This window comes from Halonotius pteroides (assembly GCF_003605635.1).
In the GTDB taxonomy this organism is placed as follows: domain Archaea; phylum Halobacteriota; class Halobacteria; order Halobacteriales; family Haloferacaceae; genus Halonotius; species Halonotius pteroides.
The window spans coordinates 41381-66282 of the sequence record NZ_QMDW01000001.1 but is presented as its reverse complement, the minus strand read 5'-3'; the positions used below and the strand labels follow the sequence as shown (position 1 = coordinate 66282).

At 56.9% G+C, this 24902-nt stretch carries 23 protein-coding genes and 3 pseudogenes; 9 read left to right on the top strand and 17 right to left on the bottom strand.

Annotated features, from left to right (window positions below):
• Positions 1-2: 2 nt before the first annotated feature.
• From DP106_RS00345 to DP106_RS00335, 3 genes and pseudogenes are all read left to right on the top strand, one after another.
• Positions 3-431, top strand: coding sequence for a hypothetical protein (locus DP106_RS00345; protein ID WP_120082521.1), 429 nt, complete (start codon positions 3-5; stop codon positions 429-431).
• 178 nt (positions 432-609) lie between these two features.
• Complete coding sequence (locus DP106_RS00340) at positions 610-1065, top strand: TIGR00725 family protein (RefSeq protein ID WP_120082520.1); 456 nt, start codon at positions 610-612, stop codon at positions 1063-1065.
• Positions 1066-1090: 25 nt separating this feature from the next.
• Positions 1091-1511, top strand: a pseudogene (locus DP106_RS00335) (zinc ribbon domain-containing protein); the annotation flags it as partial.
• A 129-nt stretch (positions 1512-1640) separates the two neighbouring features.
• Here DP106_RS00335 and DP106_RS00330 read toward each other — a convergent pair.
• Positions 1641-2204 (bottom strand): winged helix-turn-helix domain-containing protein, encoded by a 564-nt coding sequence (locus DP106_RS00330; protein ID WP_120082519.1) that lies wholly within the window; start codon positions 2202-2204, stop codon positions 1641-1643.
• A gap of 581 nt (positions 2205-2785) precedes the next feature.
• Positions 2786-4276, bottom strand: a complete 1491-nt coding sequence (locus DP106_RS00325) for a lipopolysaccharide biosynthesis protein (protein WP_120082518.1) — start codon at positions 4274-4276, stop codon at positions 2786-2788.
• 223 nt (positions 4277-4499) lie between these two features.
• Here DP106_RS00325 and DP106_RS00320 point away from each other — a divergent pair, with 223 nt between their 5' ends.
• Entirely contained in the window at positions 4500-5852 is a 1353-nt protein-coding gene (locus DP106_RS00320; protein ID WP_120082517.1) for an NtaA/DmoA family FMN-dependent monooxygenase, read from the top strand.
• A gap of 236 nt (positions 5853-6088) precedes the next feature.
• On the opposite strand, the gene DP106_RS00315 is transcribed toward DP106_RS00320, so the two are convergent.
• The 11 genes and pseudogenes from DP106_RS00315 to DP106_RS00270 all read right to left on the bottom strand — a co-directional run bounded on the left by DP106_RS00315 (position 6089) and on the right by DP106_RS00270 (position 15905).
• Complete coding sequence (locus tag DP106_RS00315) at positions 6089-6658, bottom strand: hypothetical protein (RefSeq protein WP_120082515.1); 570 nt, start codon at positions 6656-6658, stop codon at positions 6089-6091.
• Positions 6655-7425: an ABC transporter ATP-binding protein gene (locus tag DP106_RS00310; RefSeq protein ID WP_120082514.1), complete on the bottom strand. Its 771-nt coding sequence runs from the start codon at positions 7423-7425 to the stop codon at positions 6655-6657. The genes DP106_RS00315 and DP106_RS00310 overlap by 4 nt, the downstream gene beginning before the upstream one ends.
• Positions 7422-8363, bottom strand: a complete 942-nt coding sequence (locus DP106_RS00305; RefSeq protein ID WP_240625291.1) for an ABC transporter permease subunit — start codon at positions 8361-8363, stop codon at positions 7422-7424. Before DP106_RS00305 ends, DP106_RS00310 begins: the two co-directional genes overlap by 4 nt.
• Positions 8364-9116: 753 nt before the next feature.
• Positions 9117-10433 (bottom strand): RNA-guided endonuclease InsQ/TnpB family protein, encoded by a 1317-nt coding sequence (locus tag DP106_RS00300; protein WP_120082513.1) that lies wholly within the window; start codon positions 10431-10433, stop codon positions 9117-9119.
• The gene (gene tnpA / locus DP106_RS00295) at positions 10430-10819 is read right to left on the bottom strand and encodes an IS200/IS605 family transposase (protein ID WP_120082512.1); all 390 of its coding nucleotides are present in this window, start codon (positions 10817-10819) and stop codon (positions 10430-10432) included. The genes DP106_RS00300 and tnpA overlap by 4 nt, the downstream gene beginning before the upstream one ends.
• Positions 10820-10976: 157 nt before the next feature.
• Positions 10977-12161, bottom strand: a pseudogene (locus DP106_RS00290) (restriction endonuclease).
• Between the two features lie 88 nt (positions 12162-12249).
• Positions 12250-12855 (bottom strand): class I SAM-dependent methyltransferase, encoded by a 606-nt coding sequence (locus DP106_RS00285; RefSeq protein WP_120082511.1) that lies wholly within the window; start codon positions 12853-12855, stop codon positions 12250-12252.
• Between the two features lie 70 nt (positions 12856-12925).
• Positions 12926-13171 (bottom strand): DUF7861 family protein, encoded by a 246-nt coding sequence (locus DP106_RS00280; protein WP_120082509.1) that lies wholly within the window; start codon positions 13169-13171, stop codon positions 12926-12928.
• A gap of 178 nt (positions 13172-13349) precedes the next feature.
• Positions 13350-13650, bottom strand: a pseudogene (locus tag DP106_RS16185) (IS6 family transposase); the annotation flags it as partial.
• Between the two features lie 202 nt (positions 13651-13852).
• Complete coding sequence (locus DP106_RS00275) at positions 13853-14617, bottom strand: SDR family NAD(P)-dependent oxidoreductase (protein WP_120082508.1); 765 nt, start codon at positions 14615-14617, stop codon at positions 13853-13855.
• 181 nt (positions 14618-14798) lie between these two features.
• The gene (locus tag DP106_RS00270; protein WP_120082507.1) at positions 14799-15905 is read right to left on the bottom strand and encodes an oxidoreductase; all 1107 of its coding nucleotides are present in this window, start codon (positions 15903-15905) and stop codon (positions 14799-14801) included.
• A gap of 475 nt (positions 15906-16380) precedes the next feature.
• Between DP106_RS00270 and DP106_RS00265 the strand changes: the two genes are divergently transcribed.
• Positions 16381-16815, top strand: a complete 435-nt coding sequence (locus DP106_RS00265) for a hypothetical protein (RefSeq protein ID WP_165857778.1) — start codon at positions 16381-16383, stop codon at positions 16813-16815.
• 1 nt (position 16816) lies between these two features.
• The gene (locus tag DP106_RS00260) at positions 16817-17017 is read left to right on the top strand and encodes a helix-turn-helix transcriptional regulator (RefSeq protein ID WP_120082504.1); all 201 of its coding nucleotides are present in this window, start codon (positions 16817-16819) and stop codon (positions 17015-17017) included.
• Positions 17018-17125: 108 nt separating this feature from the next.
• Here DP106_RS00260 and DP106_RS00255 read toward each other — a convergent pair whose 3' ends face one another.
• A complete protein-coding gene (locus DP106_RS00255) occupies positions 17126-18178 on the bottom strand; it encodes a sensor histidine kinase (protein ID WP_120082503.1) in 1053 nt (350 codons plus the stop codon).
• On the bottom strand, positions 18179-18619 hold the full coding sequence (locus DP106_RS00250; protein WP_120082502.1) for a response regulator: 441 nt from the start codon (positions 18617-18619) through the stop codon (positions 18179-18181).
• A 206-nt stretch (positions 18620-18825) separates the two neighbouring features.
• Between DP106_RS00250 and DP106_RS00245 the strand changes: the two genes are divergently transcribed.
• Positions 18826-21069: a PAS domain S-box protein gene (locus tag DP106_RS00245; protein WP_165857777.1), complete on the top strand. Its 2244-nt coding sequence runs from the start codon at positions 18826-18828 to the stop codon at positions 21067-21069.
• Positions 21070-21139: 70 nt separating this feature from the next.
• Complete coding sequence (locus DP106_RS00240) at positions 21140-21652, top strand: hypothetical protein (protein WP_120082500.1); 513 nt, start codon at positions 21140-21142, stop codon at positions 21650-21652.
• 6 nt (positions 21653-21658) lie between these two features.
• Here the strand turns inward: DP106_RS00240 and DP106_RS00235 are convergent, their stop codons facing one another.
• Positions 21659-22609: a D-2-hydroxyacid dehydrogenase gene (locus tag DP106_RS00235; RefSeq protein ID WP_120082498.1), complete on the bottom strand. Its 951-nt coding sequence runs from the start codon at positions 22607-22609 to the stop codon at positions 21659-21661.
• Between the two features lie 675 nt (positions 22610-23284).
• Positions 23285-23824, bottom strand: coding sequence for a PAS domain-containing protein (locus tag DP106_RS00230; protein ID WP_120082497.1), 540 nt, complete (start codon positions 23822-23824; stop codon positions 23285-23287).
• A gap of 716 nt (positions 23825-24540) precedes the next feature.
• On the opposite strand from DP106_RS00230, the gene DP106_RS00225 reads away from it, so the two are divergent.
• Entirely contained in the window at positions 24541-24780 is a 240-nt protein-coding gene (locus DP106_RS00225) for a hypothetical protein (RefSeq protein ID WP_120082786.1), read from the top strand.
• The last annotated feature ends 122 nt before the right edge of the window (positions 24781-24902 follow it).

Genomic DNA, 24902 nt, shown 5'->3' with positions numbered 1-24902 from the left:
GTATGCCCGATCGGAACGGCGGCACCGGCGAGCAGACCATCCCGGTATCGCCCACAGTTCATATCGAGGCTTTCGCGACACATTGTACCGCGACATGGAAGGCGAAGTCGCTGGCACAGTGTCTCGAGACACTACAGACCAGCGAGTATATTGAACCGACAGCAACTGTCGTGGTGGATGATACGACAACTGCCGGGAGGGAGCAGCATGCTGTCGATGATATAACTCCAACAGAAACGATCCGCTACCTGCGGGTTACACCGGCAGCATCGTGGACGCTTTCGTGGGAACAACGCACATGGCCAGTCGTCTCGATGAGCGGAACCCTTTCGGCCGAGGCCTGCCGTCTCATGCATCTGGGGACGACTGAGTGTTCCGGGTGGCCGGACACCGCGACTGCAAAAGTAAAAAATATTATTAGTGATGTCTGATAACTTCGGTCGAATACAGCAAGTATGTGACTTTTGATACAGAGGCTACACAAATTATGGTATAGTCCAATCGAATCAGAGAGATATTTGCACCCGTCCATAGCATCCAGTGTCCAATCGATCGTAGCCAGAGCGGTCACGACGAAACAATCAGGAGGGTGCCGGCAGTACAGTTCCCATGCGAATCAGTGTTATCGGTGGGAGTTCTGTCACCGAAGCAGAGTACGCCATCGCCGAAGAGCTTGGAGAGCAGATCGGACAGCGTGGACATACGGTTGTTTGTGGTGGCCTCGACGGTGTTATGGAAGCGGTGTGTAAGGGTGCCCAACAAACCGGCGGGCAGACGATCGGCATCATTCCAGGGAAAAATCCTGAGACGGCAAACCAGTACGTTGAGACGGCCATTGCAACCGGAATCAACGACGCACGTAATCCGGTGATCGTGATGAACGGAGACGGTGTTGTCGCAGTTGACGGTGGCCCAGGAACGCTTTCGGAGATGGGCCACGCCCTCACATTTGGGAAACCGGTTGCTGGAATCGAGACCCACCAAATCGACGGTATCTATGGAATCGAGCACGTTGAACACCCAGCGGATGCGGTTGATCATCTTGAGAACGCGGTTGAGCAGTAAGATACCGTTGACCGCAATCGAGTTTTCTATTATCAATGAGTGTGTGGAGCGTGGCGTCGGGACGCTTGTCGTCGGCTGGCCCGAAGATGTCCGGTCGGACGATCTCGGGAGGACGGCGAACAAGTGGTTGCATACATGGGCCTTTGACCGGCTGTATCAGTATCTCAACTACAAGGGCGAAGCACACGGTATTGAGGTGCTGAAAGAAAACGAGTGGAATACCTCAAAGACCTGCTGTGAGTGCGGAGATATAACCGACAGCAACCGTGTTGAACGTGTGCGATTCCTGCGGACTGGTAGCCAACGCCGACTGCAATGGCGCAGAGAATATTAGACAAAAGATAACTCCGAATCCGTCTCAGGATAGGAGTAACGGCTGTCTGACACAGCCCTCGGTCTACCTGTTCGACAAATCAACGGGTGAAATAGTCCCACAGAACAGGTAGTACCGTAGACCAGCAGATATCCCACCGTTGCGGTACGGGAAGCCGCGTCGTTCACGACGCGGAGGATGTCACGTTCGTAGGCTGCGGTGGTTGAGCCTACTGTTGAATTAGGCTGTCGTGCGTGGTGTACTACACCTGATGAGCAGCCAAGGTATCTCTGACAAGTGGGATACGCGCACCAACATCCGAGGCGATGTCAGCGATCGAATACTCCGGATTGTTTGTGGCTGCCTCCAGTATCTCTTCTTCGATTTCTGATAGTTCCTCCTGTGTGGTTGCCGACGAGTCCGCCTGATCAGTCTCCGTGCTGCTTACAGAGCGGCCATCATCTGGCAGCGTTGCAGTCGCCTCGTGCTCGTCTCGAATATCACGAACCAACCCGACGTGTGTATCCACGGCAGCGGCGATCTCTGCATTGGTTGCTGCAGGATTGCGAAGCGCATACTCCAAGACAGCGGACTCGGTCGCGTTAAACGACGCCGAATCGACCGGTTTCGAGATCTCTGTCGGTGGCTTGTCACTCGTTTCAGCTGGCTCATCGTATGTGATGAGCGTGTCACGAACGGTCGCCACACGGCCGTTGATCCGATCGGCGATCTCGGCGTTGGTCAGTTCAGGATTTTCCTGTGCAAGCTGCAGGATTTTCTCCTGCGTTCCAGACGGTTGTGAGTGGGTTTGCGCTTGGTCGGTCATATGGTTTCTATCTGTTGTCGGTGTCTTGTGCTCCGTACCACAGGCCACACGCACGGCACAGCGTGGTAGTTACGTTGCGTACATACGTCCTATGTGCTTTTGAGGTATCTATCTGTCGTATACTCGACCATGTTGTGTCTATATCGACATATCACCGACGTTACCCACTCCTACTGTTGTCCAGTTTCCAGCAGCACGGGGCGGTGGCAACTGCCACTCAGCGACCAATTCAGCCACTCCTCGCACGATTTCCTCGTCAACAACGCCGCCGAACTGCTCTTTTGTCACGGCTAGAACGGGCTTAGAACAGCGTGTACTAACTGTGCCGTAGTTTCAACCCGTAGAACTGATTCAACAGACAATGCGGACTCCTCTATAACACTCTCTACGGAGGGTGTCAGTAGCAACAGTGCTCGCGGCACATTCCGCCGTGACACGTTTGGAACTCGGTTGTTAGGAGGATGCGTCCGGCAACCAACTGGAGTTGTGTCCGCAAGCCCTTGATTTGGCGTGGTGCGGCACACTGCCGATGAAGACCGGAGGCTCGATATTCAGCCTGTCAGTGTGTTGTGATTATTCCGTCACTCAGCGATCAGTGCTCGCATGGCTCTCATATCTACTGACCGAAGCAGAACTCGTTTGCCGAACCACAGATATACAGCGACCGCAAGCGATACGAAAACCAGACTTACCCGAATCCCAGCTATCGATTTTATTACCTGGCACGCGTATACTGCCGGACACGAGAGAGCAATAGCATACACTTGCTGTCGGCTAAACGGTGTCAATCCGTCGCGGAAGTACAACACTGCCAACTCGGTGGTGTTGTTGAGCACCACCGACAGCAGATAGGCGACTCCCAGGCCGATTGCCCCGTAGCCCGTCGTGAACGTCACCATCAGCGGAAGTGCGACAGCAGCATTGAACACCTGTGTGAGTAGACTCGCTCGCTCATTGTCAGTCATAAGCAACAGCAGACCGACACTCCCGAAGATGGTCGCAACATACTGCGCACCAAGCACCACACGCAGAACCGCCGCCTGTTGGGCGTATGCGTCGCTTATGACGCCGAGTAACTCCGGAGCATACGTGTATCCAACCACAAATACCGGCGTTGTGACGACGATCGCCAGCCGACTCGTCTGCTGGTAGAGTCGGTGTAGCCGCTGGGTGTCTCCGTCGTTGTAAAGCGACGCGGCTATCGGTGGCAGAATCCCGTTTACACCGCTCAATGGCCACCGAACGATGAGTGCAACCACTACTGAGAGGCTAAACGCGCCGGCGACAACCGGCGAGAGATACACGCTCATAACCACAAACACAGCTCGCCGCTGGACAAGCTCTAGTACCGCAACCCCGGTCGTACTCGCGGCATATGTGAGGAATCTCTGAACGACCCCACGGTGTGATCTAAGCGAGCCGAATCGAATATCGGTAAACCGAAACAGCAGCCACGTGCCGATCGCCACCAGTAGGACGACAGCTCCAACGATCCCCACCCACAGGTTCAACAGTGAACTGGTGATCCCACCAACACTAATCGCCAGTACGCCGACTAACAGTGCTAACGGAGCAAAAACGCGCGACACCAACATGGCGAGTCTGATGCGGCGTAGTGCTCTGAACATATCTCGAAGATCTCGAAGCAGCAGAAACGGCAGTAACCCGACCGCAAATATAACGACGACAGCTTCATGACGCGGCTGGAGAAGCGTCAGCTCAACGAGCCGGTCTCGAAACATGATAACCGGCATCGCGACAACAATCCAGATACAAACGTATCCAACGGTACCTGCGCTCATCAGCGTCTGTTGTGCTGACGATGAGACAGTCGGAACGATTCTAGTGTATCCGTCGCCGATCCCGGCGACCAGATTCCGTGAGATCGTCTCCCCACGAATAAATACGGACAGAAAGCCGTACGCCGCCGCCCCCGATACACCAGCGACGGCATATGCAACCACAAATAGGAGAAGGCGCTCGGAGATGAAGGCTACAATCCCAACTGCTGACTTCTCCACCACCTCCGCGAGCAGCTCGTCATCGTCCTCCGTCTGAGCGGCAGCCGTCATCGTGGTATCAGAACCATCTATTCGACATAGTTGCTACTCGTAGGTAAGTCACGGCGGCGTCGATCAGGTTGATCTAACGGTTGCCGATCAAGATATTGATTGATACTGTATAAACCGATCATACACGGCTGACATAAACCACTCAACCGGTATACATAGAGCCAGTAAAACGATCACTCACAGAGAGCGTGAGATATAATCAGCTACACACCGTTTAAATCGTATGCTTGATCTTTTTGCGTATCTCAACTGCAGCCACTCCCCGACGGTTGAGGACGCATGGCAGCTCCCCGGGCACACGCAGCCAGACGGGTATACTGACATAGAGTTCTGGACGAAGTTAGCAGAACTGCTTGAAGACGGCGGGTTTAGAGGGATGTTTTTTGCGGATGCATACAATGTTGCAAACAACTATCAGGGGGAGATCGCGCCGACCGTTCGGCGTGGTGAGCAACTGCCCGAAAATGATCCGTTGCCGTTGTTATCAGCGCTAGCGGCGGTCACCGACCGGATCGGGTTGGTGGCAACCGCATCAACCTCGTTGTATCCCCCCTATCTGCTTGCAAAAAAACTCTCTACGATCGACGACCTCACCGATGGTCGTGTCGGGTGGAACATTGTCACCTCCGCCGGACAGCTTGAGTTTGAGAATGTCGTTGGAGAGTACATCCCCCACGATGAGCGGTATGAGCAAGCCGATGAGTTCATGCAGGTTTGTTATGCACTGTGGGAGGAGTCTTGGGCCGAGGGAGCCGTCCTGCAGGACGCAACGACCGAGACGTTTGCTGATCCGAACAGCGTGTCATTTATCAATCACGACGGGCCGGTGTACAATGTTCCTGGGCCACATATGTGTGCTCCGACCCCCCAGCGGACACCTGTTCTCTTTCAGGCCGGACAGTCCGATAGCGGTCGTGCGTTTGCGGCTCGTCACGCCGAGGCAGTGTTCTCGTTTCATCTTTCTTCGGCGGAGTTCCGGTCGTATGCCAGCGAGATGCGGGCAGAAACGCGTGCCATCGACCGCGGTCGCGACCAGTATCGGCTCTACCCGGCGGTAACACCATACGTTGGGTCAACGACTGCCGCCGCCGAGCAGTTTCATCAATCGGTCATTGAGACGATCGCTCCCGAAACAGGGCTCGTACGGCTCTCAAACCACCTCAACCACGATTACAGTCAGTACGACACCGACGCTCAACTGAAATCAATCAACGCAGAGGGGATCAGAGGGGCACTGCAGGCATTCCTAACTGATGATCGGCGTTGGACGGTTGGTGAGGCAGCTGTCCGATACGCACGGTACCCAACCGCGGAGCTGATTGGAACCCCCAGTATGGTCGCTGACAAGCTGGAACAATGGATGGAAGCTGGCGCGGACGGGTTTATGTTCATGGCTCCTGCCGTTCCACGCACCTTTCAAGGGGTGTGTGCGAAACTCGTGCCAGAACTGCGCACACGTGGGCACCTCCCCTCCGAGGCGTCGGATACCACCCAACAGCAGACCCTGCGAGAACAGCTTTTCGGGACAGCAAGACTCCCTGATTCGCACGTTGAGCGCGGGGACAGGCAGTACTGACAATTCCGCGGCTGATAGCTCGTTGATCTCTGTCGCATACGTCGAAGGCTTACTGTACTCACCAACAGAAACACCGAGACACTCTGGGCGAACCATCCGTATTTAGCTAATAGTGAAATCGCCTGACAGCAGTAGCTCATTGAGATATCTTTGAGCCCCCCCCCCGGTTATACACCGCCGTCATTGGTTTCAGACGAACTCTTGTTGAGCATTCGGTCTTTGACCAGCACGAACAGTTAGAGCAACAGTGAGCGTTCGGCGATGGTCACTGAAACCGTCGGATTGCGTTCGATCCAGCTCCCGGTGTCGTCGGTGCGGTAGGAGAGTAGAGGGCCATCAAAGTAGTCCCCAAGAGTATACCTCCCGCTCCCGGACAGACGGTTGCCATGAACGAAATATCGCCTCGTGACTGACTCGCTGGCAGCCAGACTGCGAACCAGTCGGGTGTTGTCCGTCCTAGTGCTGTTTGCTGTCACCTCGACATGGTCGGTTTCGTCGTATCCATCAGTAAGCAAGAGCGTCTTGAACGTGTGCTCCTTGGCTGGCACCAAAGCGAGTATTCCGAATGGCCAGACGCCAATGTTGCTGATTTCGACCGCCGTTTCACTACCGTTTCGAACCGTCAGATCAAGCGATCCAGGGCTATCGACTGTCACAGCCGTATCGACCGCCTCGATATCGTAATCGAGCGGCCCCGCCATACCGGAAGTACCGATGTTGGTGATAGTGTATTCGGAGTCACCCATGCAGCCAGCGAGCCCGGCTATCGTCGCCGTCGCGACGCCAAGATAGTGCCGTCGGTTCATTGGTCTTCCTCCCGGAGGCGAGCTGAATCCGTTGTCTGCTGAACTGACTCGTCGGTCAACTGGATAAAAACGTCCTCGACTGTCGCCTCAGCCGTGAGATCAAGTCGTTCACGGAACGCCGACAGCGTCCCCTCGTCGACGAGTCGTCCGCGGTGAAGGATGCCGATCCGGTCACAGACAACTTCGACCTGACCGAGGACGTGACTCGAAAAGAACACCGTCGTTCCGCGTTCGGACTCGGAATCAACGACCTCTCGAACCAGTGCCACGCCATGGGGGTCGAGTCCGGTGAAGGGCTCATCGAGAATCAACAGCTCCGGGTCGCCGACGAGGCTCATCGCAAGGGCGAGCCGCTGTTCCATTCCTTGTGAGAACTCACCCGCCGGACGGTCGATGGCGTCACCGAGGCCGACGCGTTCGAGCAACGCGGCGGGGTCGGCGTCGGCCCCTTTCGTGTCTGCAACCAACTGGAGATGCCGCCGTGCTGAGCGGTTGTCGTAGGTATCGAATCGGTCGGGGAGGATTCCGATCTGTTGATGGCAGGCGACCACGTCCGTCCACGGATCGAAGCCGAGTACGCGTGCGGTTCCAGCTGTCGGTTTGCTGTAGTTCATCAGGAGGCCGATAGTCGTCGACTTCCCGGCCCCGTTGGGGCCGAGGAAGCCATACACTTCCCCCTGTTCGACGGTCAACTCAAGGCCGTCAAGAGCGGTCACCTCGTCGTACTGCTTGCTCAGACCCGCTGTTTTGATAGCTGGGACTGTCACACCAGATCACCACGCTCGAACCGATAGCGAGCGACCCCCAGCGGTACCAGCAACCAACAGAGGAGTATCACGACCCCTGAGAGCTCGTGGAGGTAGGCCGGTGGTGTTTGTCCGTGGAACGCACTCTCGACGGTGTAGATGGTGATGCTCGTCGGGGTTTCGAGCTTCGTAATGACGGCGTCGAAACTCCCACCGGAGTTCCCAACACCGAGCAACCAGTTTGTCAGGACGCGATACGCTCTCCCGGGGGAGAGCCGGAGAAGCAGAAAAAACAGCCCGTCGGCCGGCGCGCTGAACGTGTTGACTGATGCTGTACCAACAGTCGTCTCCGGGGGCGCAGTACCGACAGTCGCGTATATTATCTCGGCGAACTTTGTCCAGAAGGCTGTGAAGACGAGATAGACACCCCCAAACGCGGCACCGGCGGCCCGGACAGTACTCGTTGTGACCGCAGAGAGAGCCGTCCCCACCGACACCAGCGACATGACATACACCACTGTCGACAGTAGGACACCACAGAACAACAGCGGCGAGAAGGCTCCGAACCGAATGAGGCCGATCACACCAAGGGTGACAGCGGCGGCCGAGATTGGGATTGCGATGCCAGCACTGCGGCCCAGAACCTTCCCGACGAGAACATCACTCCGAGTCATCGGCAAGCCGAGGACGAACTTCAGGCTCCCCGAGGTTCGTTCGCCGACAACTGACCGATAGCTCAACAGAAGGACACCAAGTGGGAGAAGAAACGATCCGGCGGTCTGGAGAAAGCCGATGGTCATGTTCGAGCCTAGCCCCTGCCAACCGACGTAGGTCGGTCGGTAGCCCCACAAGACGAGCAGTACGGCGAGAATCCACGGCCCCTTGGCGGTCAGTAGTCCGCGAGCCTCCTCGCGAGCCAGTGGGAACCAGCTCGGCTGAGCACCGGCCAACAGCGTCACACGCCACCTCTTCGGATGGGGAACGCTCGTTGGTACCGCTGCTGACGCTGTTCGGGAAGACTCACGCTCAACAAAGCACCATGCCGACGTGTTGTCGCGTGTTCACGTTGAGGCATCTGCTAACCGATTCAGATACCGAAGGCCTGTAGCTTACGATGGGTTCAACGCGGATTGAACACATCTTCCTGATCTGGCACCCCTGATGTAGCTACTGAGTCTCTTGGTGCATTGTGTGGACACAAGCGGGCCTTCGAGCGGTTGTGCGAGTACGTCGAGTATAACCCCGAACTACACGGCATCGACGTACAGACGGTTACCATGGAGAAAACGTCGTTCCATTGTTCACACTCACTGGTTGGGAGTCTCCGTGCTATTGATGCACCCAGTCCGGAGCCGACACCATCGATTACGGCTGTCTTCGCCATACGCTTGCTTGGACGCACGATGGCAAACCACTCTGGGCGAACGGGTGGAGTGCCATCAGCACGGGCCTCCCCTCTCAATCTCGACTGACCGCTGTCGTTATACTTCACCACCTCTAAACTGTGACGTGCGCAGCCTAGAATTTTTTTCATGCACTGGCTGTGAGACGGTCTATGCGGATATTGAGGAGCCGCCGATATGTGATGTTTGTGAGAACCGCCAGTTCACAACGATTGAATCGGAGGCTCAGGCGAGTTGACCTCCTCCCGCGCCTGAAGACGCGGGAATCCCACCATGGGATTTCAGGCCGAGCGAAGCGGCCTGTTAGTTTCAAGACGCATTCGTTCCAAGCGTCGGCTGCTGGGTTTCAGCATCGTCCCCAGAAATCTTCGATTTCTGGTGTGCGAACGAATCGCTGCGCGATTCGTTAACGGCGTGGCTGTCTCGTGGCCCGGTCAAAGAGGCCCCATCCGTAGCCGAGTCATCGTCACCGACCTTCTGCCGGGAAGCCCGGTCGCTTTGGCGGTGACTCTCTCCACTACGGTAGCGGTCTGCAATGTTTATCGCCCCGTTCACGTCGGCTTGATACTCACCGAGCCAGCAGTCGTCGTTCGAACAGCGGAACGTCGCCTGTCGTGGCCGGGAGCCTACTTCACCGCAAGCGTGACACGCCTTCGACGTGTTTCGGGGATTCACCGTCTCGACGGGAATCCCCTGCTCGGCGGCTTTGTAGCGAATCTGTGCGTGGAGCTTCCCAAACCCCCACCCGTGCAACCGCCGATTCATGTACTCGCCGTAGTCCATGTTCTCGCGGATGTACGTCAGGTCTTCCAGCACCAGCACTGGATTCTCGACGGACTCGGCGTGCGCCACGACCTCGCTAGTCACACGGTGGAATACGTCGTCGATCTGGTTCCACAGTGCGTCAGCGTAGCACTCTGCGATTCGCTCACTGCCACGCTGCTGAAGCCGTCTCTTGGCGGTGAAGTAGGTTTTGCGGAGCCGACGAACGGTCTTTCCCTCGTCGGCCCACAGCCGGGGGCGAACCGGAGAACCCGAGTCGTTTCGGTGACACACCGTGACGAGACTCGCTTCTCCGATGTCCACACCAATCGGCGTCCGCTCGTCGGCGGACACCTCAGATTCGTCCTCCACGTTTCGGGTGGCGGTGACGTGGAGATACCACATTCCGTCTCGTTCGAACAGCCGACTTTCGCCCATCTCTGCGTCGTCAGCGTACAACGCTTCCAGCCACTCTCGTTGTTCGGGATTGGCACGAGCCGGCATCCAGAGGTGGTAATCCTCGTGGTGCGGGATTTTGACGTACCACTCGATGGCGTTCTGTGGCTGGTGATCGAGTCGAACGCCCTCGTTGGTGAACCGCACCGGGTGGTCGTCGTGAAGCTCGTCGGCGTCGTAGCTGTTCCCACAGAGTTGTGGGACGTACTTCTTGAGGGCGTTTTTCGCGTAGCCGCTCAGGTCGTACTCAACAACCACATCGTTAGCCGCTGCCTGTGTGTCACAGCCAGCGTCGAAGGCGTCCTGAAGTGCCTGCTGGTAGGCGTCCCGTGTCTCACGAAGCTTCTGCCGCTTGTGGACATTCGGATCCACAAGCTTCAGTTCGAGCGTTTTCGTGAGTTCGGTCACGCTTCGGCCTCCTTGTGCCGGTCGATGTAGTTCTCGACAGTTTCGCTGGAGACGTGCCCGGCTGTTCCAGTGTAGTAGCCGCGTGCCCACCGTATTTTCTCGCCGTCGTGGTCGGCGTGGCGGTGGTTATATTTCCGTGAGGAAATGCCCTTGAACCAGTTGGCAAGCAGTGATGGGCTGTGTTTGGGCGGGCTACTGACGAACAGATGAACGTGGTCGGGCTGAACAGTCAGGTTTTGAATGTCCAAACCCTTCTCGTCGGCAATTTCGTGGAGGATGGATTCCACACGGTCGGCAACCTCTCCCGTCAGTACCGCGTTGCGGTACTTCGGGAGCCACACTATGTGATAGTTAAGGTTGTAGGTTGCGTGCCGTGTGGTCTTCATCTGTGCTACACACTATGGTAATGCCATTGCAAATATTTTGCGGAAACGGTGGGAAATCCAGCCCTGCAATAGAACGGTGGATTGTCGCACTATGCTGTCCGCTCGACCCCCGCCTGTTCGCTCCTCGGTTCCGGCAGGGTGTCGGAACACTCGTCACTCACGGGAATGCGGGGGTATGCGCTCGTATCTCTATCACCAGTACCACCAGTATTCCACCACCAGCCAACGGTGGATTCTCCATGGCCTTCTCATGCGGCCACATTGCGGCGTACTCCTCGCGGAAGGCTTCCAGATTCGCTTCGTCATAGAAATATTTCGTCTTGAACGCGAACGTTTCAGTTACTGCACACCCAGTACAGACCGGCTCCCCAGACAATCGCTCTGTCTTGATGTGGTCATCATAGGCAATCGCACCGCAGTTCTCACAGTACGCGTAGGGCTCATCATAATCCGCCGTTTCACAGTGGACACACTAATGGAAGCCATCCGCCGTCGTGACACGAGACGGCCCGGCAGCATAGTGCTCGTAGGGGTAGGTGTACTCACCAAGATTAGCCGTTTGCCGTACCATAGGCACATACACCGCCTCAATCGATTGAACGGAGATAGCCGAGCGATTCGGTTCACAGGTCTTGTTGTAGGTGACGTTGTTGTCGCCGGTGTAGCTCACCGTTGTCACCTGGGCTCGCTGCAGTTGATCGATAGCCCAGTCTTTGTACTCGGGTTCGGTCTGTCCGAACCGCTGTTCGGTAGCCTCGTCGAATGGCTCGCGGATCGATTCGTCATCAAGATCGACAATCGCATGGAAGTTCTCCGAGATCAGTGCTGCAACGTCGCTATCGGCCGCCCGAGGAGAACCACGATCGGCATAGATGACAAACTGTGTCTGCTCGTTGATCCGATGAATTACCCCAACGGAGGTCTCGAAGACGGCATTCGTTTCGGCTGTCACCTCCACGACCGGCTGAAACGTGACTGTTGAATGTGGTTTCGGTAGGTCAGCCGCATCGATACCCTGGATATCCCTGATTGCCTCTTCGAGGGGTGTGATGATCGACGCTGCTGGATCATATGGCCGGAGGATTTCATCATAGAGGATCTCCATCCGTCCGTTGTAGAGATCAAGTCCAACACTGTCGGCGATCTCTCTGAGATTCTCTCCGTCGATCAACTCGATTGGATACGGATCGTCCTTCGCGTCAAGATCTTCCTCCATCAGTACGTCGCGGCCCTCATCGGTACGGCGATCGGCTTGGCGGACATTTTCGTAGCCGAGATTTCTGAAGATATCCACAACTACGTCCTCAAATTCGAAGCCAGAGAGATTGTCCAAGACTGCCACAGTGTCTTCTTTGTTCATATCGAAGTGATCCGGCAGGGGTGTTTGGACTGTGATCGGCCTCAAGAGTATCAGTGTGTGCCGATCACGATCAATCGCAAGAGCCAATTACTGCGTAAAACGGACTCTCAGTGTCATCTTGAGCGATCTGATCGGTTACTGTCATCCCACCAGCTTGTATGTAAGAGCCCACTAATTCAGCCCGCTCGTCCATCGTTGCTGTACGCCACGCTCGGATTGCTTTCGTCGGGAACATTCGGTCGGTAAAACTGATAACGACGGTTCCGTCGTCGGCGAGCACTCGGTTGAATTCAGCGAAGATTGCTGCTGGATATTGGAGATACTGGACGGAGAGAGCACAACAGATCATATCAAAACTGTCGTCGGCCAACGGTAGTGACTGATCGTCGTTGAAGCTCTGGATAAACCACTCATCGTAGCGGTCATTTGCTCTGAGCTCCTCGGCGTTGAGTCCATGTCCAACGACGTGAGTCAACTCGGTCTCTGGCAAATGCGAGACCCAACTGCCCATCGCATCAAACACCCTATCGCCCGGGGTGAGAATCCGGTCGTACAGATCGGTGAGTCGGTCGAGAAACGTTTCGCTGGCGTGGGTAACGTACCGCGGGGAATCATAGAACGACGTATCATCACCAGTATCGATCTTACGGCGGTCAACATCGGATAACACAGTCATTACATACAGTAGAGTATCCAAGCGTATCAATCGCACGTGGGTTGATAAGCTGTTCACCTGGGTAGCCCTCTCACCCACCGTGTTTGCGAAACCAGACACGCTCACCCTCTGGAGACGCACCTTCCGCAAGTTCCAACCGGCGAACAAAGAGATCCCGAACCGCAAGCGTGACAACTAGCTCAACAAGCTCGTCATCTTCAGTGCTGACAGTGACAATACAGTGGCCATCCCGCTGCTGAACTGCGTCGATCGTCCCAACCGACCAGCGTTCGATATCATGATCTGGCTTCTGGGCATGGATACGGTCGTGGTTCATATTTACTACCAGATCGCAGGCATTGTCTACGTTTCGTGTTGGTTTGACGCCTTAGTCACAACTGCAGCAGCGCGCGTATTAGCTATTGCAGACTCGATTTCGGTACTCAGACTGCGGCGTGAGAGTTTCTCAAGCGATTCAACCAATCGCATGAGTAGCTCAATTCCGTAAGTCAACGGAGAAACACCGCCGCGGCATCAGTCACTCGGCGGCTGTACACGTTGACATCGGGAATGGATTTTGCGTCCGTATCGACAGCTGCGTACAGCCATTTTGTTTCACCGTCAACCTCGATTTACTTCACCGTTGACCCCGATTTGTTTCCCATCGATAGCTACCCGCAACGGTTCCACCGTCGGCGGGGCTGATTGTGTTTCGGTGAGATCGTGCGTCCAGTTCCTCACAGCTCTATGAGAGCGATCGATCCCGAGTACATCCAAGACAACGACGACCTTCCGCAGGGACAATCCCATCGAGTGAGAATGTTACGCCATACTCAGAGGTGGTTGGATCCTAATCAAAGCGGCGAATGACCGTTGACCAGTTCCATGTCGCATTCTCCTTTTGACTGAAAACCGGAATCTCCCACATGTGAACCGTCTCGGGGTTAACTCCCGGGGCACTCGCCTTGCTTATCTGCAGAAGAGGGGTATACCTCAGGATCAACAAATAGTAAACCTGTTATCGCTGCTGATCGGTTGGGCGGATGAGCATCTCATTGACATTGACATGCTGGGGCTGGGTTACAGCGTAGGCGATTGCACGGGCGATATCTTCGCTTTCGAGTGGTGTCATCGACTCAAGCATCCCCTCTTCGATCTGTTGTTTGATCTCTTCGTCAGGGATGTGCTCTTGCAGTTCGGTATCGACCGCCCCGGGCTCAATGATTGTCGTCCGGATGCCCTCAGTTGTGACTTCTTGCCGGACGGCTTCGGTGAAGGCGTTGACACCAAACTTTGTCGCATTGTAGCCCGAACTTTTCGCACCGGCCTGTCGGCCAGCCGTTGATGAGACGTTGACGATATGGGCGGTGTCTTGTTCTTGCATGATTGGCAGTGCGGCATGGGTGAGATTCATCAATCCCAAGAGATTGACCTCAATCATCTGTCGAAGGTGTTCGCGGGCAGCCTCATCAAGCCGTTCCAGTAGCATCACTCCAGCATTGTTCACGAGAATATCGATCGCGCCGAACTCATCGACGGTTTCTGCAACGAGTGCATCGATGTCGTCGTCTTCGGTGACATCTGTCGGAGTCACAAGTGCATCGCCTCCCTCCGAGGTGATGCGTTCGGCCACTGCCTCAAGTTCGTCTGCACGGCGTGCGGCGAGCACAACGCTGGCTCCACGGGCAGCCAGCGACTCAGCAGTCGCTTCCCCGATTCCAGACGATGCGCCAGTTACGATTGCTACCTCTCCAGCTAACTCAGACTCAAGGGCTGCTGTCATCACTTGCAGTAAGGCCCTCGGTTCGTATGAGGATACCGTTCTCTGGAATGCATTCTCACCTCCATTTGTGGTAGATTGCCTCGGGGTCAAGCCCCGTGGCATTTCCCTTGTCCCTGTGAAACCCTCAAAGAGCTGTGCACTGCCTCGTCATATCGACCCACCGCTGAGACCCGGGGTATGCTCAATCGTCACTAGGGATTTCGGCGTCACTCAACGACGCATCGGGCTCAAAGATAATACTCGGATCTAAATCCGCAAGCGGTTCACCAGTTTTCACTCGATGCGGCCAGTCGTGATTGGCAAGCGCGCTCGTGCCAAGCGTGAGGAGATCAGCCCCCCTCTCTAGTGCCGTCCGTGCCTTCGTTGGATCACCAAGTCCACCGTTGGCGATTACAGCAACATGAGCATCACTGTATTGGACAGCGAGTTCCGCAAGTGTTTGCTCCGTGTCTGGCACCTCCCCGGCAGTCGCATCGCCACCGGTGACATGGATGTAGTCGGCTCCAGCCTCCGAGAGTGCGCTGAACAGCGCAGTAGCCGTCGACTCGCCGTCTGGCCACACCCGCTGTTCATCAACGACAGCCGTTTGTGAGGTGCGCACACCGATCACGAACTTCTCCGGCGTGGCGTCGTTGATCGCAGCGGTCACCTCAGCCGGAAACCGCGCGCGGTTGGCTGGTGACCCGCCATACTCATCATCACGGCTGTTGACTAGCGGATCGACGAACTCATGCAGGAGATAGCCGTTGGCCGCATGCACCTCGATGCCATCGAAGCCGGCCTCAACAGCCCGCTTTGCGGCGGCAACAAACTCCGCTCGTATGTCACGCAACTCTGCAGTGTCAAGTGCGTCTGCCTCCGGGAACTCTCCGGAACCGCCGTACAGTTCCGACATCTCTCCTGGCGGACGGTACGCTGAGGGGGCCACAGAGTCATAGCCATACCGATTGCCTTGGGCCTGGGCGCCGGCGTGCATCAACTGTGCAAAGATTGGACTTCCCGCTGCGTGGACGGCTTCGACGACTGACTTCCACGCTGCTGCCTGCTCATCGGTGGCAAGACCAGGTTGATTCGCATACCCCTGACTGTGGGTCGTATCTGGATGGATGCCCTCTGTGACAAGAAATGAAAACCCGCCGCGGGCAAACGAAGCGTAATATTGAGCCATTTGATCGGTTGCATCTCCGTCATCGGTTGCGCTCGTCCGGGTCATCGGTGCAAGGCCAACCCGATTGTCAAGTGTGTGATCTTTGAGCGTGAGTTCAGTAAAGAGTGGGTCGGATTCCATCGCATTTACTACCGCCTAACAACCTAAGAGAGTGGTGAATGATGGAGCTATGTAATATTCTTTGTTACCAATCACCGATTAGCGTAAGTAGATAAATTATCTGATAATAACATTCATCTCGTAGCGTCCGAATGCCCTCTCGGGCGACACCGCCGACGTGGTCGGCAATCGACTCCGGATATATTCGTTTCACGTCGACAGTCAGTCCGTGGTGTACCGATGCGCTAAGCGACCGAACGTATGTGACGACAGCACCGTATGGCCCGTGAATACTAATGTCATTTGGCCGTTCACCGTTGAGAGCTGGTTGGGAGGCGTCAGCCGCGACATTTAGATCGACATTGCAGTGCGGAGGACGCTCCGATCAGTGTCTGTGAAGAATTCTTCCCTGATCTAACGGTCAATAAGTGCCTATGAGATTTCCACCGGCCGCAGCTAATGAAAAAGTTCTTTTACGTAAAGCTTCTTTTACAAAGTGAGCGATGACCAGAGTTACTCATCAATGTGTTCGGTTAGGAGCGAGACAATGACAACCGTACAACGTCAACGGGCGACAGGTGTGTTATTTACAGCAGTAGGTCTCCTCATCGCTGTGGCTGCAGTGGTCAATCTTCTGGAGGGGGCATACTGGCTTGCTGGCCCGCAGGTCGCTGTGGCAGGGGTTGTTGGATATTTGGCGTGGAGACAGCTCCAGCCGACGCGGGAAATCACTGTCCCGACCTCAGACGAACGAACCCAGAGAGAAGCTCACAGAGCAGCGTCGACGGCGTTTTATCTACTAGTTATGATCTTAGTGATCGAATCAGGCTTTGATTTTATCCCCACGAGTTTGGAAACATCGGTGTATCTTCTCGTCGCCATGAGCTTCCTTGGACTTTCCTGGGGCTACCAGAAAATCGATCTCAAATAGTATGAAGAATTCGGTGAAAGAACTGCGGGATGAGCACGGATATACCCAAAAAGAGTTGGCAGTAGAGGTGGGTGTGACCCGTCAGACGATTAATAATCTTGAAGCGGAGCGATATAATCCATCGCTGGAACTAGCCTTTGAACTCGCGCGCTGTTTCGATTGCACGATAGAGGATATATTCATGCCCGACCCACCGCTGTAACCACCGGTTCGGTACGGGGGACGTGTCTTCTGTCTTGCACTGTACTTCTTCATAGAAATCCGACAGAAGGATTCCACCACTTCGGGTGAACACGTTACCGACACCGCTTCACGTTTCGATCTGAACACCGGTAAACTCGAAGCGCGCGCCGCCGTCATCGCTGTCGGTGAGGGCGACATCCCAGCCGTGGGCTGCGGCGATCTCTTCGACGATATTCAGCCCAAAGCCCGTCCCATCAGGATCGGTCGTATAGCCAGCCTCGAAGATCTCATCGCGGTTGTCGGGATCGATCCCCGGGCCGTCGTCGGCGACAGAGAAGCCATCGGAAAGCGCGCCGATCGTGATCGAAACGTCGTCGCCGGCGTGTTCGACGCTGTTGCGCAGCAAATTCTCCAGTAGTTGTTGGAGTCGACCTGTATCCGCGTGGACGACCAGCCCATCGGAAACTGACAGTGTCGCGCCGGCGGTCTTGACGTTTGCCCAGCAGTTGGCAGCTAACACCCCCATATCGACCGGTTCCGTTTCCTCGACGGCTTGCCCCTCCCGAGCAAGCGTAAGCACATCGTCGATGATCGCCTCCATCCGGTCGAGGTTTTTGGCAACGATCGGCGCGTGTTCGTCGTCGTCGATCATCTTGATCCGGCCCTGAGCGACGCCAAGCGGATTCCGGAGGTCGTGGCTGACGACGTGGGCGAACCGTTTGAGGCGGTCATTTTGTCGGCGAAGCTCCTGTTGTTGGCGGTGGCGTTCCAGCGCGTACCGGATCGTCCGATGGAGCACGTCGGCGCTGACGCTGTCTTTGACCAGATAGTCTTGGGCCCCTCGTTCGATCGCTTCGACTGCGATGGCGTCGTCTTTCAGCCCGGTCAGAACGATCACCGGCAACGCCGAGAGGGCGTCGCTGTCCTCGACAGCCGTGTTGTACCGATCCAGCGTCGCCAACCCCGTACTTTCCGCCAGCCCGAGGTCTAACAGAACGAGGTCGTAGTCGCCCTCGTTGCGGGCCCCGATGGCGGCATCCAGCCGCGTTATGTGGGTGACAGTCGCCGGCGGAAACGACTCCGGGCGATCAGTCGTGAGATGGTGTTCGAACAGGGTCGCATCGCCGGGGTTGTCCTCGACTAACAACAGTTCGAGTGTGTCGTCGACGTTTACCGACATTTAGCCCTCCGGGAGTGTGACGACCTGAAACCAGAACCCCTCAAGCCGGTTGACGATCTCGACGAAGCCGTCGAAATCAACTGGTTTCGTCAGGTAGGCGTTGGCACTCAGCTCGTAAGACCGGGCGATATCCGCCTCGGATTCCGAACTTGTCAACACAACGACCGGGATGCGACTGAGCTCGTTTTCCTCGTCGATATCCGCTAACACTTCCTTGCCGTCCTTGCGTGGCATGTTGAGATCCAGTAAAATCAGATCCGGCCGCGGGGCGTCAGCGTACTCGGCCTCCTGCCGGAGATATCGCATCGCCTCGACGCCGTCGGCAACGACATGGAGGTTGTTGGCGAGCTTGCCCTGTTTGAGGGCCTTCTTCGTCAACACTACATCACCAGGGTTGTCCTCCGCCAGCAAGATCTCGGCGGGGTTGTCTCCGGTTGTCATCTGTCGGCCACCCCCAGATTGGGTGTCGACATGTTGCCACCCGACCGCTCAAACCACGTTCCCATTTGTGAGTCGTACACACCCCTTTGGTTTCAAATTTCGTGTCAGGCAAGGGAGAATGCCGCTTGTAGTGAACAATTCCGGCGGTTTCAGCGGTCGCCCGCCCGACTGTTTTTACAGCGACGCTGCCTACGGTCATGAAACTGATGCAACAGACTGTCGAGTCCGTTTTCGACGATCTGGGTGTTGGGATTATGCTGCATGATCCCGAAACCGGGAGGATCGTCGGGGCCAACAGCCGGGTTGAGGAACTGTATGGCTACACCGAAGCCGAGCTGAGCGGGCGTTCGGTCGCCGACTACAGCGCGACCGGTGACGGATTCACGCAGGCTGACATCGAGGCGCGGATTCAGGCGGCCGTCGACGGCGAGCCACAGGAGTTCGAGTGGCGGATCGAACGCGCCGACGGTGAGCGGTTCTGGGCGGCGGTACGGCTGGCTCACACGACACTCGATGGTGAGGATTACGTGCTCACGGAGGTCAGTGACATCTCGGCGCGCAAACACCACCAGCGGGTTCTCGACAGCGAACAAGCGTTTATGAAACAAGGCCTCGAAGCACTGGAGGACTCTTTCTATCTCCTTGCTGTCGACGGTACCCTCCAGCGGTGGAACGCGACACTGGCCGAAACACTGGGGTACAGTGATGCCGAACTGGAGGAGTTGCACGCTCTCGAACTGTTCGACGAGGCTGATCAGCCGACGGTCGAAGCTGCCATCGCCGAAGTGCGGGAAACCGGTTCGGTGATCGTCGAAGCCGCATTCTGCACCGCGGACGGCGAGTTGATCCCCGATGAGTTTACCGGCACACAGCTCACCGATGACCACGGCACCATTCAGGGGATCATCGGCATCGGCCGGGAAATTTCCGACCGCACGGAGCGGCTTGACCGGCTCAAAACCCAGGAGGAAATGCTTCGACAGTTCAATCAAACAGTCGCGAAATCGATTCCCTTCGAGGAGAAGGTCGCCGAACTACTGGAGTTCGGTCGCGGCTATATGGGTGTTGAGCAGGGCTTTTTGACCCGGATCAACGGCGATAGCCAACGGATCGTCGTCGGGGTAGGCCCCAACCAGCAGCTCAAAACCGGTGCAGACGCGCCCGTTTCGGAATCCTACTGTCGGCATACTGTCTCACCCGATCAGGCGGAGCCACTGGTTGTCACCGATGCCGCCAGCGACGGTTGGGGTGACGACCCTGCCTACGACCGGTTCGGTCTGGGGTGTTATGTTGGTGCAACGATCACAGTCGACGGTGAGGTGACCGGGACACTCTGTTTCGCTGACCGCGGGCCTGTAGATGCGGAGTTTACTGAGATTCAGGAAACCTTCGTCGAACTGCTGGCCGAGTGGGCGAGCTACGAGCTTGAACGCACCGAACGAGAGGCCAAATATCGGCGGCTGACCGAACGGATCTCCGATGCCTACTATGCCGTCGACACCGACTTTACCGTGACCTACTGGAACGATACGATCGCAGACCGGTTGAACGTGCCACGCGAGGATGTCCTCAATGAGTCTCTTTGGGACTATTTCCCCGAGATCACCGACACGGTTGTCGAGGATCGACTACGAGAGGCGATGACCACCGGCGAGCCGACCACCTGTGAGTACTACTACGAGCCCGCCGACTACTGGACGGTGCTGCAGATCTATCCCGACGACGACGGGTTGGCGGTTATCTCAAAGGATATCACCGACCGCAAGGAGTACGAGCAACGGCTTGAACGCTCAAACGAGCGTCTCCAGGAGTTTGCCTACATTCTCTCGCATGATCTTCAGGAACCGCTCCGGATGGTTTCCAGCTACATCGATCTTCTGGAAAGTGAACTCGGCGACGATCTCGACGCAGAGACCAAAGAGTACATGGGGTTCGTTGTCGACGGGGCCGAACGAATGCGGGGGATGATCGACGGGCTGTTGGAGTACTCTCGCGTCGAAACCGACGGCAAGGCGTTCGAACCCGTTGACGTCGAGGCCGTTGTCGACGGCGTTGTCGACGACCTCCAGTTGGCGACCGCGGAAGCCGACGCCGAGATCATCGTCGGTGAGCTTCCGACGGTTGCCGCCGACTTCGACCAACTCGGCCAACTGTTCCAGAATCTCCTCACCAACGCGATCGATCACGGCGGCGACGGAACAACTGTCGAGGTAACCGCCACCGAAACGACACAAGGCGTCGAGTTTGCCGTCAGCGACGACGGCCCCGGCATCCCGGTCGACCAGCAGGATGAGATCTTTGGGCTCTTTGATACAGGCAGGGACAGCGATGGCACGGGGATCGGACTGGCGGTCTGTGAGCGGATCGTCACCCGCCACGACGGTAAGATCCGTGTCGAGTCACCACCCGGTGAGGGAACGACGTTCTACATCACGCTGCCCGACAACTAACGTCGCGCGGCGGCGACTGCCGTCCCCTCGTCTGACGTGCTTATTTATATATCGACACGGTGTGTCGGGTATGGAATCGCTCACGAGTGGCCTCACGACCGGCGGACTGGCTCCGCCGTTGTTTCTGGCTATCGGCATCGCGGCCGGCGTCGTGGCTGCACTCGTGATGGATTGGCCGATGAGTCGCCAGCCCGAGGGCTTTACGCCGGCGTATATCGCTGCCGGCGTCCTGACCCGAACGCCCCCAACCGATGTTCGGTTTCGGACGGCAATGTTTGTCCACCATCTCGCTGGCGGGCTGGCCGGCCTGTTGTACGGGCTTGTCGCTCTCGGCGTCGACCGGCTGCCCCCGACGCTGCCGCCGACCGTCGGTGTCGGCTTGCCTGCGCATCTGGTCGGCGTGATCGTCGTTGTCGGCTTCATCTACGCCTTTTTCGCCCATCTTGTCCTCCCGCGGGCCGGCGGCCGCCCGTATGAGGAACAAGCAACAGCGGTTCGCGGCCAGTGGCTCCGCTCAGCCCTCGTCTATGGGCTGACGGTGTTGGTGGTCGCCCCGGTAGTCGTGGTGTCGGTGAGCCCCTAAGCTGCGTTAGACGACGCGGTTTTCAAAGTCGGTCTCGCCGTTGCGGTATCGTTCGATGTTGTCGGCGAGGATTTCGGCAGTACGCTCGTAGTAGCGTGGGGTGTGGCCAGCGTTGTGGGGGGTGATCGAGACGGTGTCGAACCCCCACAGCGGGTGGTCTTCCGGTAGCGGTTCGGGATCAGTCACATCGAGGGCCGCGCCGGCGATCCGGTTGGCCTGCAGCGCGCTCACGAGGTCGTCGGTGTCGACGACCCCGCCGCGGGCGATGTTGACGAGAAATGCCTCGGTCGGCAGTGTCAACAACGCCTCGTTGTCGATCAGCCCCCGGGTCGCATCCGTCAACGGACAAGCCAAAACGAGATAGTCGGTACGGGCAAGAGCCGCATGGAGTTCGTCGAAGCCCAACACCTCGTCGGTTGGGCCACCCTTCTCAGGGGTGTAGCGAACACCGAGGGTTTCGACGCCGAAGGGGCCGAGTCGCTCAATGACCGCTGAGCCGATCGCGCCGAGGCCAACGACTGTCACCGTGCTACCCTGTAGTTCGCGGGCGGGATACGACTGCCAGGTGCGTTGGTTCTGCTGTCGTCGCGCCCGCCGGAACCCACGCACGTGGCTCAGGATCGCGCCGATGACATACTCCGCGATATTCGGCCCGTGGACGCCGGAGGCGTTTGTCACCGCAACATCGTTGGCCTCGAAGGTATCTAAGGGGAGATGATCGACGCCCGCGTAGACACCGGCGAAGAGAGCGATATTCTCGGCGGTTTCGATCAGCTCTGCATCGAGATCGTAGCCGGTGACGATCGGGGCCGACGCCACGAGCTCGCGTTCCGCAGCCGGTGTCTCTGCGACAGCAACATCTGCTTCGGGGAGTTTATCCCGTAAGGCTGTCGCGTAGTCGACAGCCGACAGCCCGTGAATCTTCTGTCGCAACACGGCGATTGTTGGGGATGCCATACCGGCGGTTCGGCTGACTCCCACATTAAACTGCATCTCTCGCCACCTGGCAGTTCCACGACCGTGCGTCTCTTCAGTCGATGCACATGTTCTATATTGCTTCCGGTCGCGACGACCGCGGGAATCGTTGGCTCGGCAGTATCACCGTTGTGATCCGCCTGTGTGGTGGGCTTCCGGCCACGCTGTGAGTGATTGGTGGCTGGCACGGCTTGCTCTCGTTGCCGTTGGTACCGCCGGTTAGTGAGGGTTTATCGGCTGAAACATACAGCCCAGCCAGCAGTATGCTGGTCGACACGCCGAGTCCGGTGGATTAGCGCGTGGCAGACAGGAGACTGCACTGGAGAAGATCAACCAGCAGGCGGCCGAACAGTCGAACGCGCCGGATCAGTCGGAGCTAACCCGGTAGCGGATCTATAACCCGATAGCTGCCTGCAGTAGTGACAGCGTGAAATGCTCTACTGATGGCTTTTTATGCCGCAAGTAGGGTATCCAAGTGTCTCAAGTGAGTATGTTCGCTCATGGAGGGGAGTGATCGATTCATGTTGTATGCCGTCGTGTTGTTGGGACTGTTGATTGTCGCTGGCGTACTCCTCGTGTTCCTTGTTGACTGAACGCTGCCGATGGATTACGTGGTGAGGTCTGCCATCAGCCGATATATCCGCCCACGAAACCGCCTCACGGCGATGATGTGTCGATGGCCGTCTCGACCGGCTCCTGAAACCCGACCCAGTTGCTGATCGTCCCTGTTTCATCGGGGATCGGCGCGATGGCAACCCGGCTGTCGAATGCCGTGCCATCGACGCGGTAGTTCTGTAACTCGGTAATCGCGGCTGCCCAGATCTCGGTCGCCTCTCGTAGCGTCGCGACCGGCTCGGCGGCGGTCTCAGGGCCTTGCAGACACCGGAGATTCTCACCCAGCACGTCCGACTCGGCGTAGCCGGTAAGTGACTCGAAGGCATCGTTGGCGTACCACACCGGATTGTCCTCGTAGGCTGGGCCGGTGATCACCATGCTGATCGGGGCGGTGTCCATCGCAGGTGTCGCCCACCTGATCGCCGGTTCGCTGCCACCGCCGGCTGTTTCGGGTGCTGCGGCCGTTCGAATTTCACCGAGGGCCACCGCCAGTGAGTTAGCAACATCCGTAGATGGGATTGCCGGCCCGTCGTCGTCGACATGCCGCCGAAGCAGATCCGCAAACCCCGCTGAGTCGGCCATATCAGTGGTTGGCGACCGAGCTATGTAGGCGTTGAGATCCGTCCTCGTGGCGGCTGTTCGGAAGAGGTTCTCGTCGAAGTTAGCGAGACAAGCTTATCGGAGTTCTATCAGGATGGGTAGTGCAAGCTGGAGAGCGCGTATACGGTACACCATGTGCTGACTATTAGGGTGCCGAGCTCCCGTGTTGGCCGTACTCCCCGGCTCAAACGTCCTTACTCCGCCCGCGACTTCTTCCAAGCCGGGTACAGCTCTATGATGGCGATCAAACTGAGCACAACGCCGGCGGCGACCATCGCGGTATCGGGATCAATATCTTCCATGCTAGTAGTAGACGCTATGACCCTGAAACAGTTGGGTATCCAGAGCGACCGGCGTCAAACGTCTGGCGGGCGAGCGAAGCAGCGATCACGCCGATGAGCAGCAAGCGAAGTCCTATGTGTATGAGACTTGTGTAAAACCACGTTATGATCGCTAAGACAGACAAAGACGGCGGCGACAGTGACGTGGCCTTTGTTTTGATTATGCTTGCTGTATCAGTAGTCGTATTCCTCGCTATCCGCAACTATGAAAAATAATACTTGATCTCCGTCGACAGCTGCTGTCAAGACATCTCTACGAACGGGATGCCATACAGGGAGGCCACACTTCTGGACAGCCTGCATTGTCGTCACCTGTGTCATGAGAAGCGATTTACCTCCACAGGCTCAATGGCAAATGTGTCTGATACAACCAAAGAGTCTGGCATAGAGTCTGCGGAAGGCATCGATACGGAGGGCCTCTCTCCAGCTGTACTAGCATCGGCCGGTTCAGTCGCCTTGGCACTGTACTTCTATTACGTGCGCGGCGATAAACAGCGCGGCCAATTTGTTGGATTTTGGCCTGTTACCATCCTCGCGATGGCCTCATACTTCAAACTCGAAGAGATAAAGCAGATGCTGGCGGGCGACGACGAGTAACGCGCCGGTTCGCTTCTGGATGAGCAGCCGCCCTTTCTGAGAACTGATCGGAAATGAGCTGTTTGAAACAGCATCCGATTCGAAGCGAAAACCAATCGATCACATCAGGTTGGTGGAGGCGT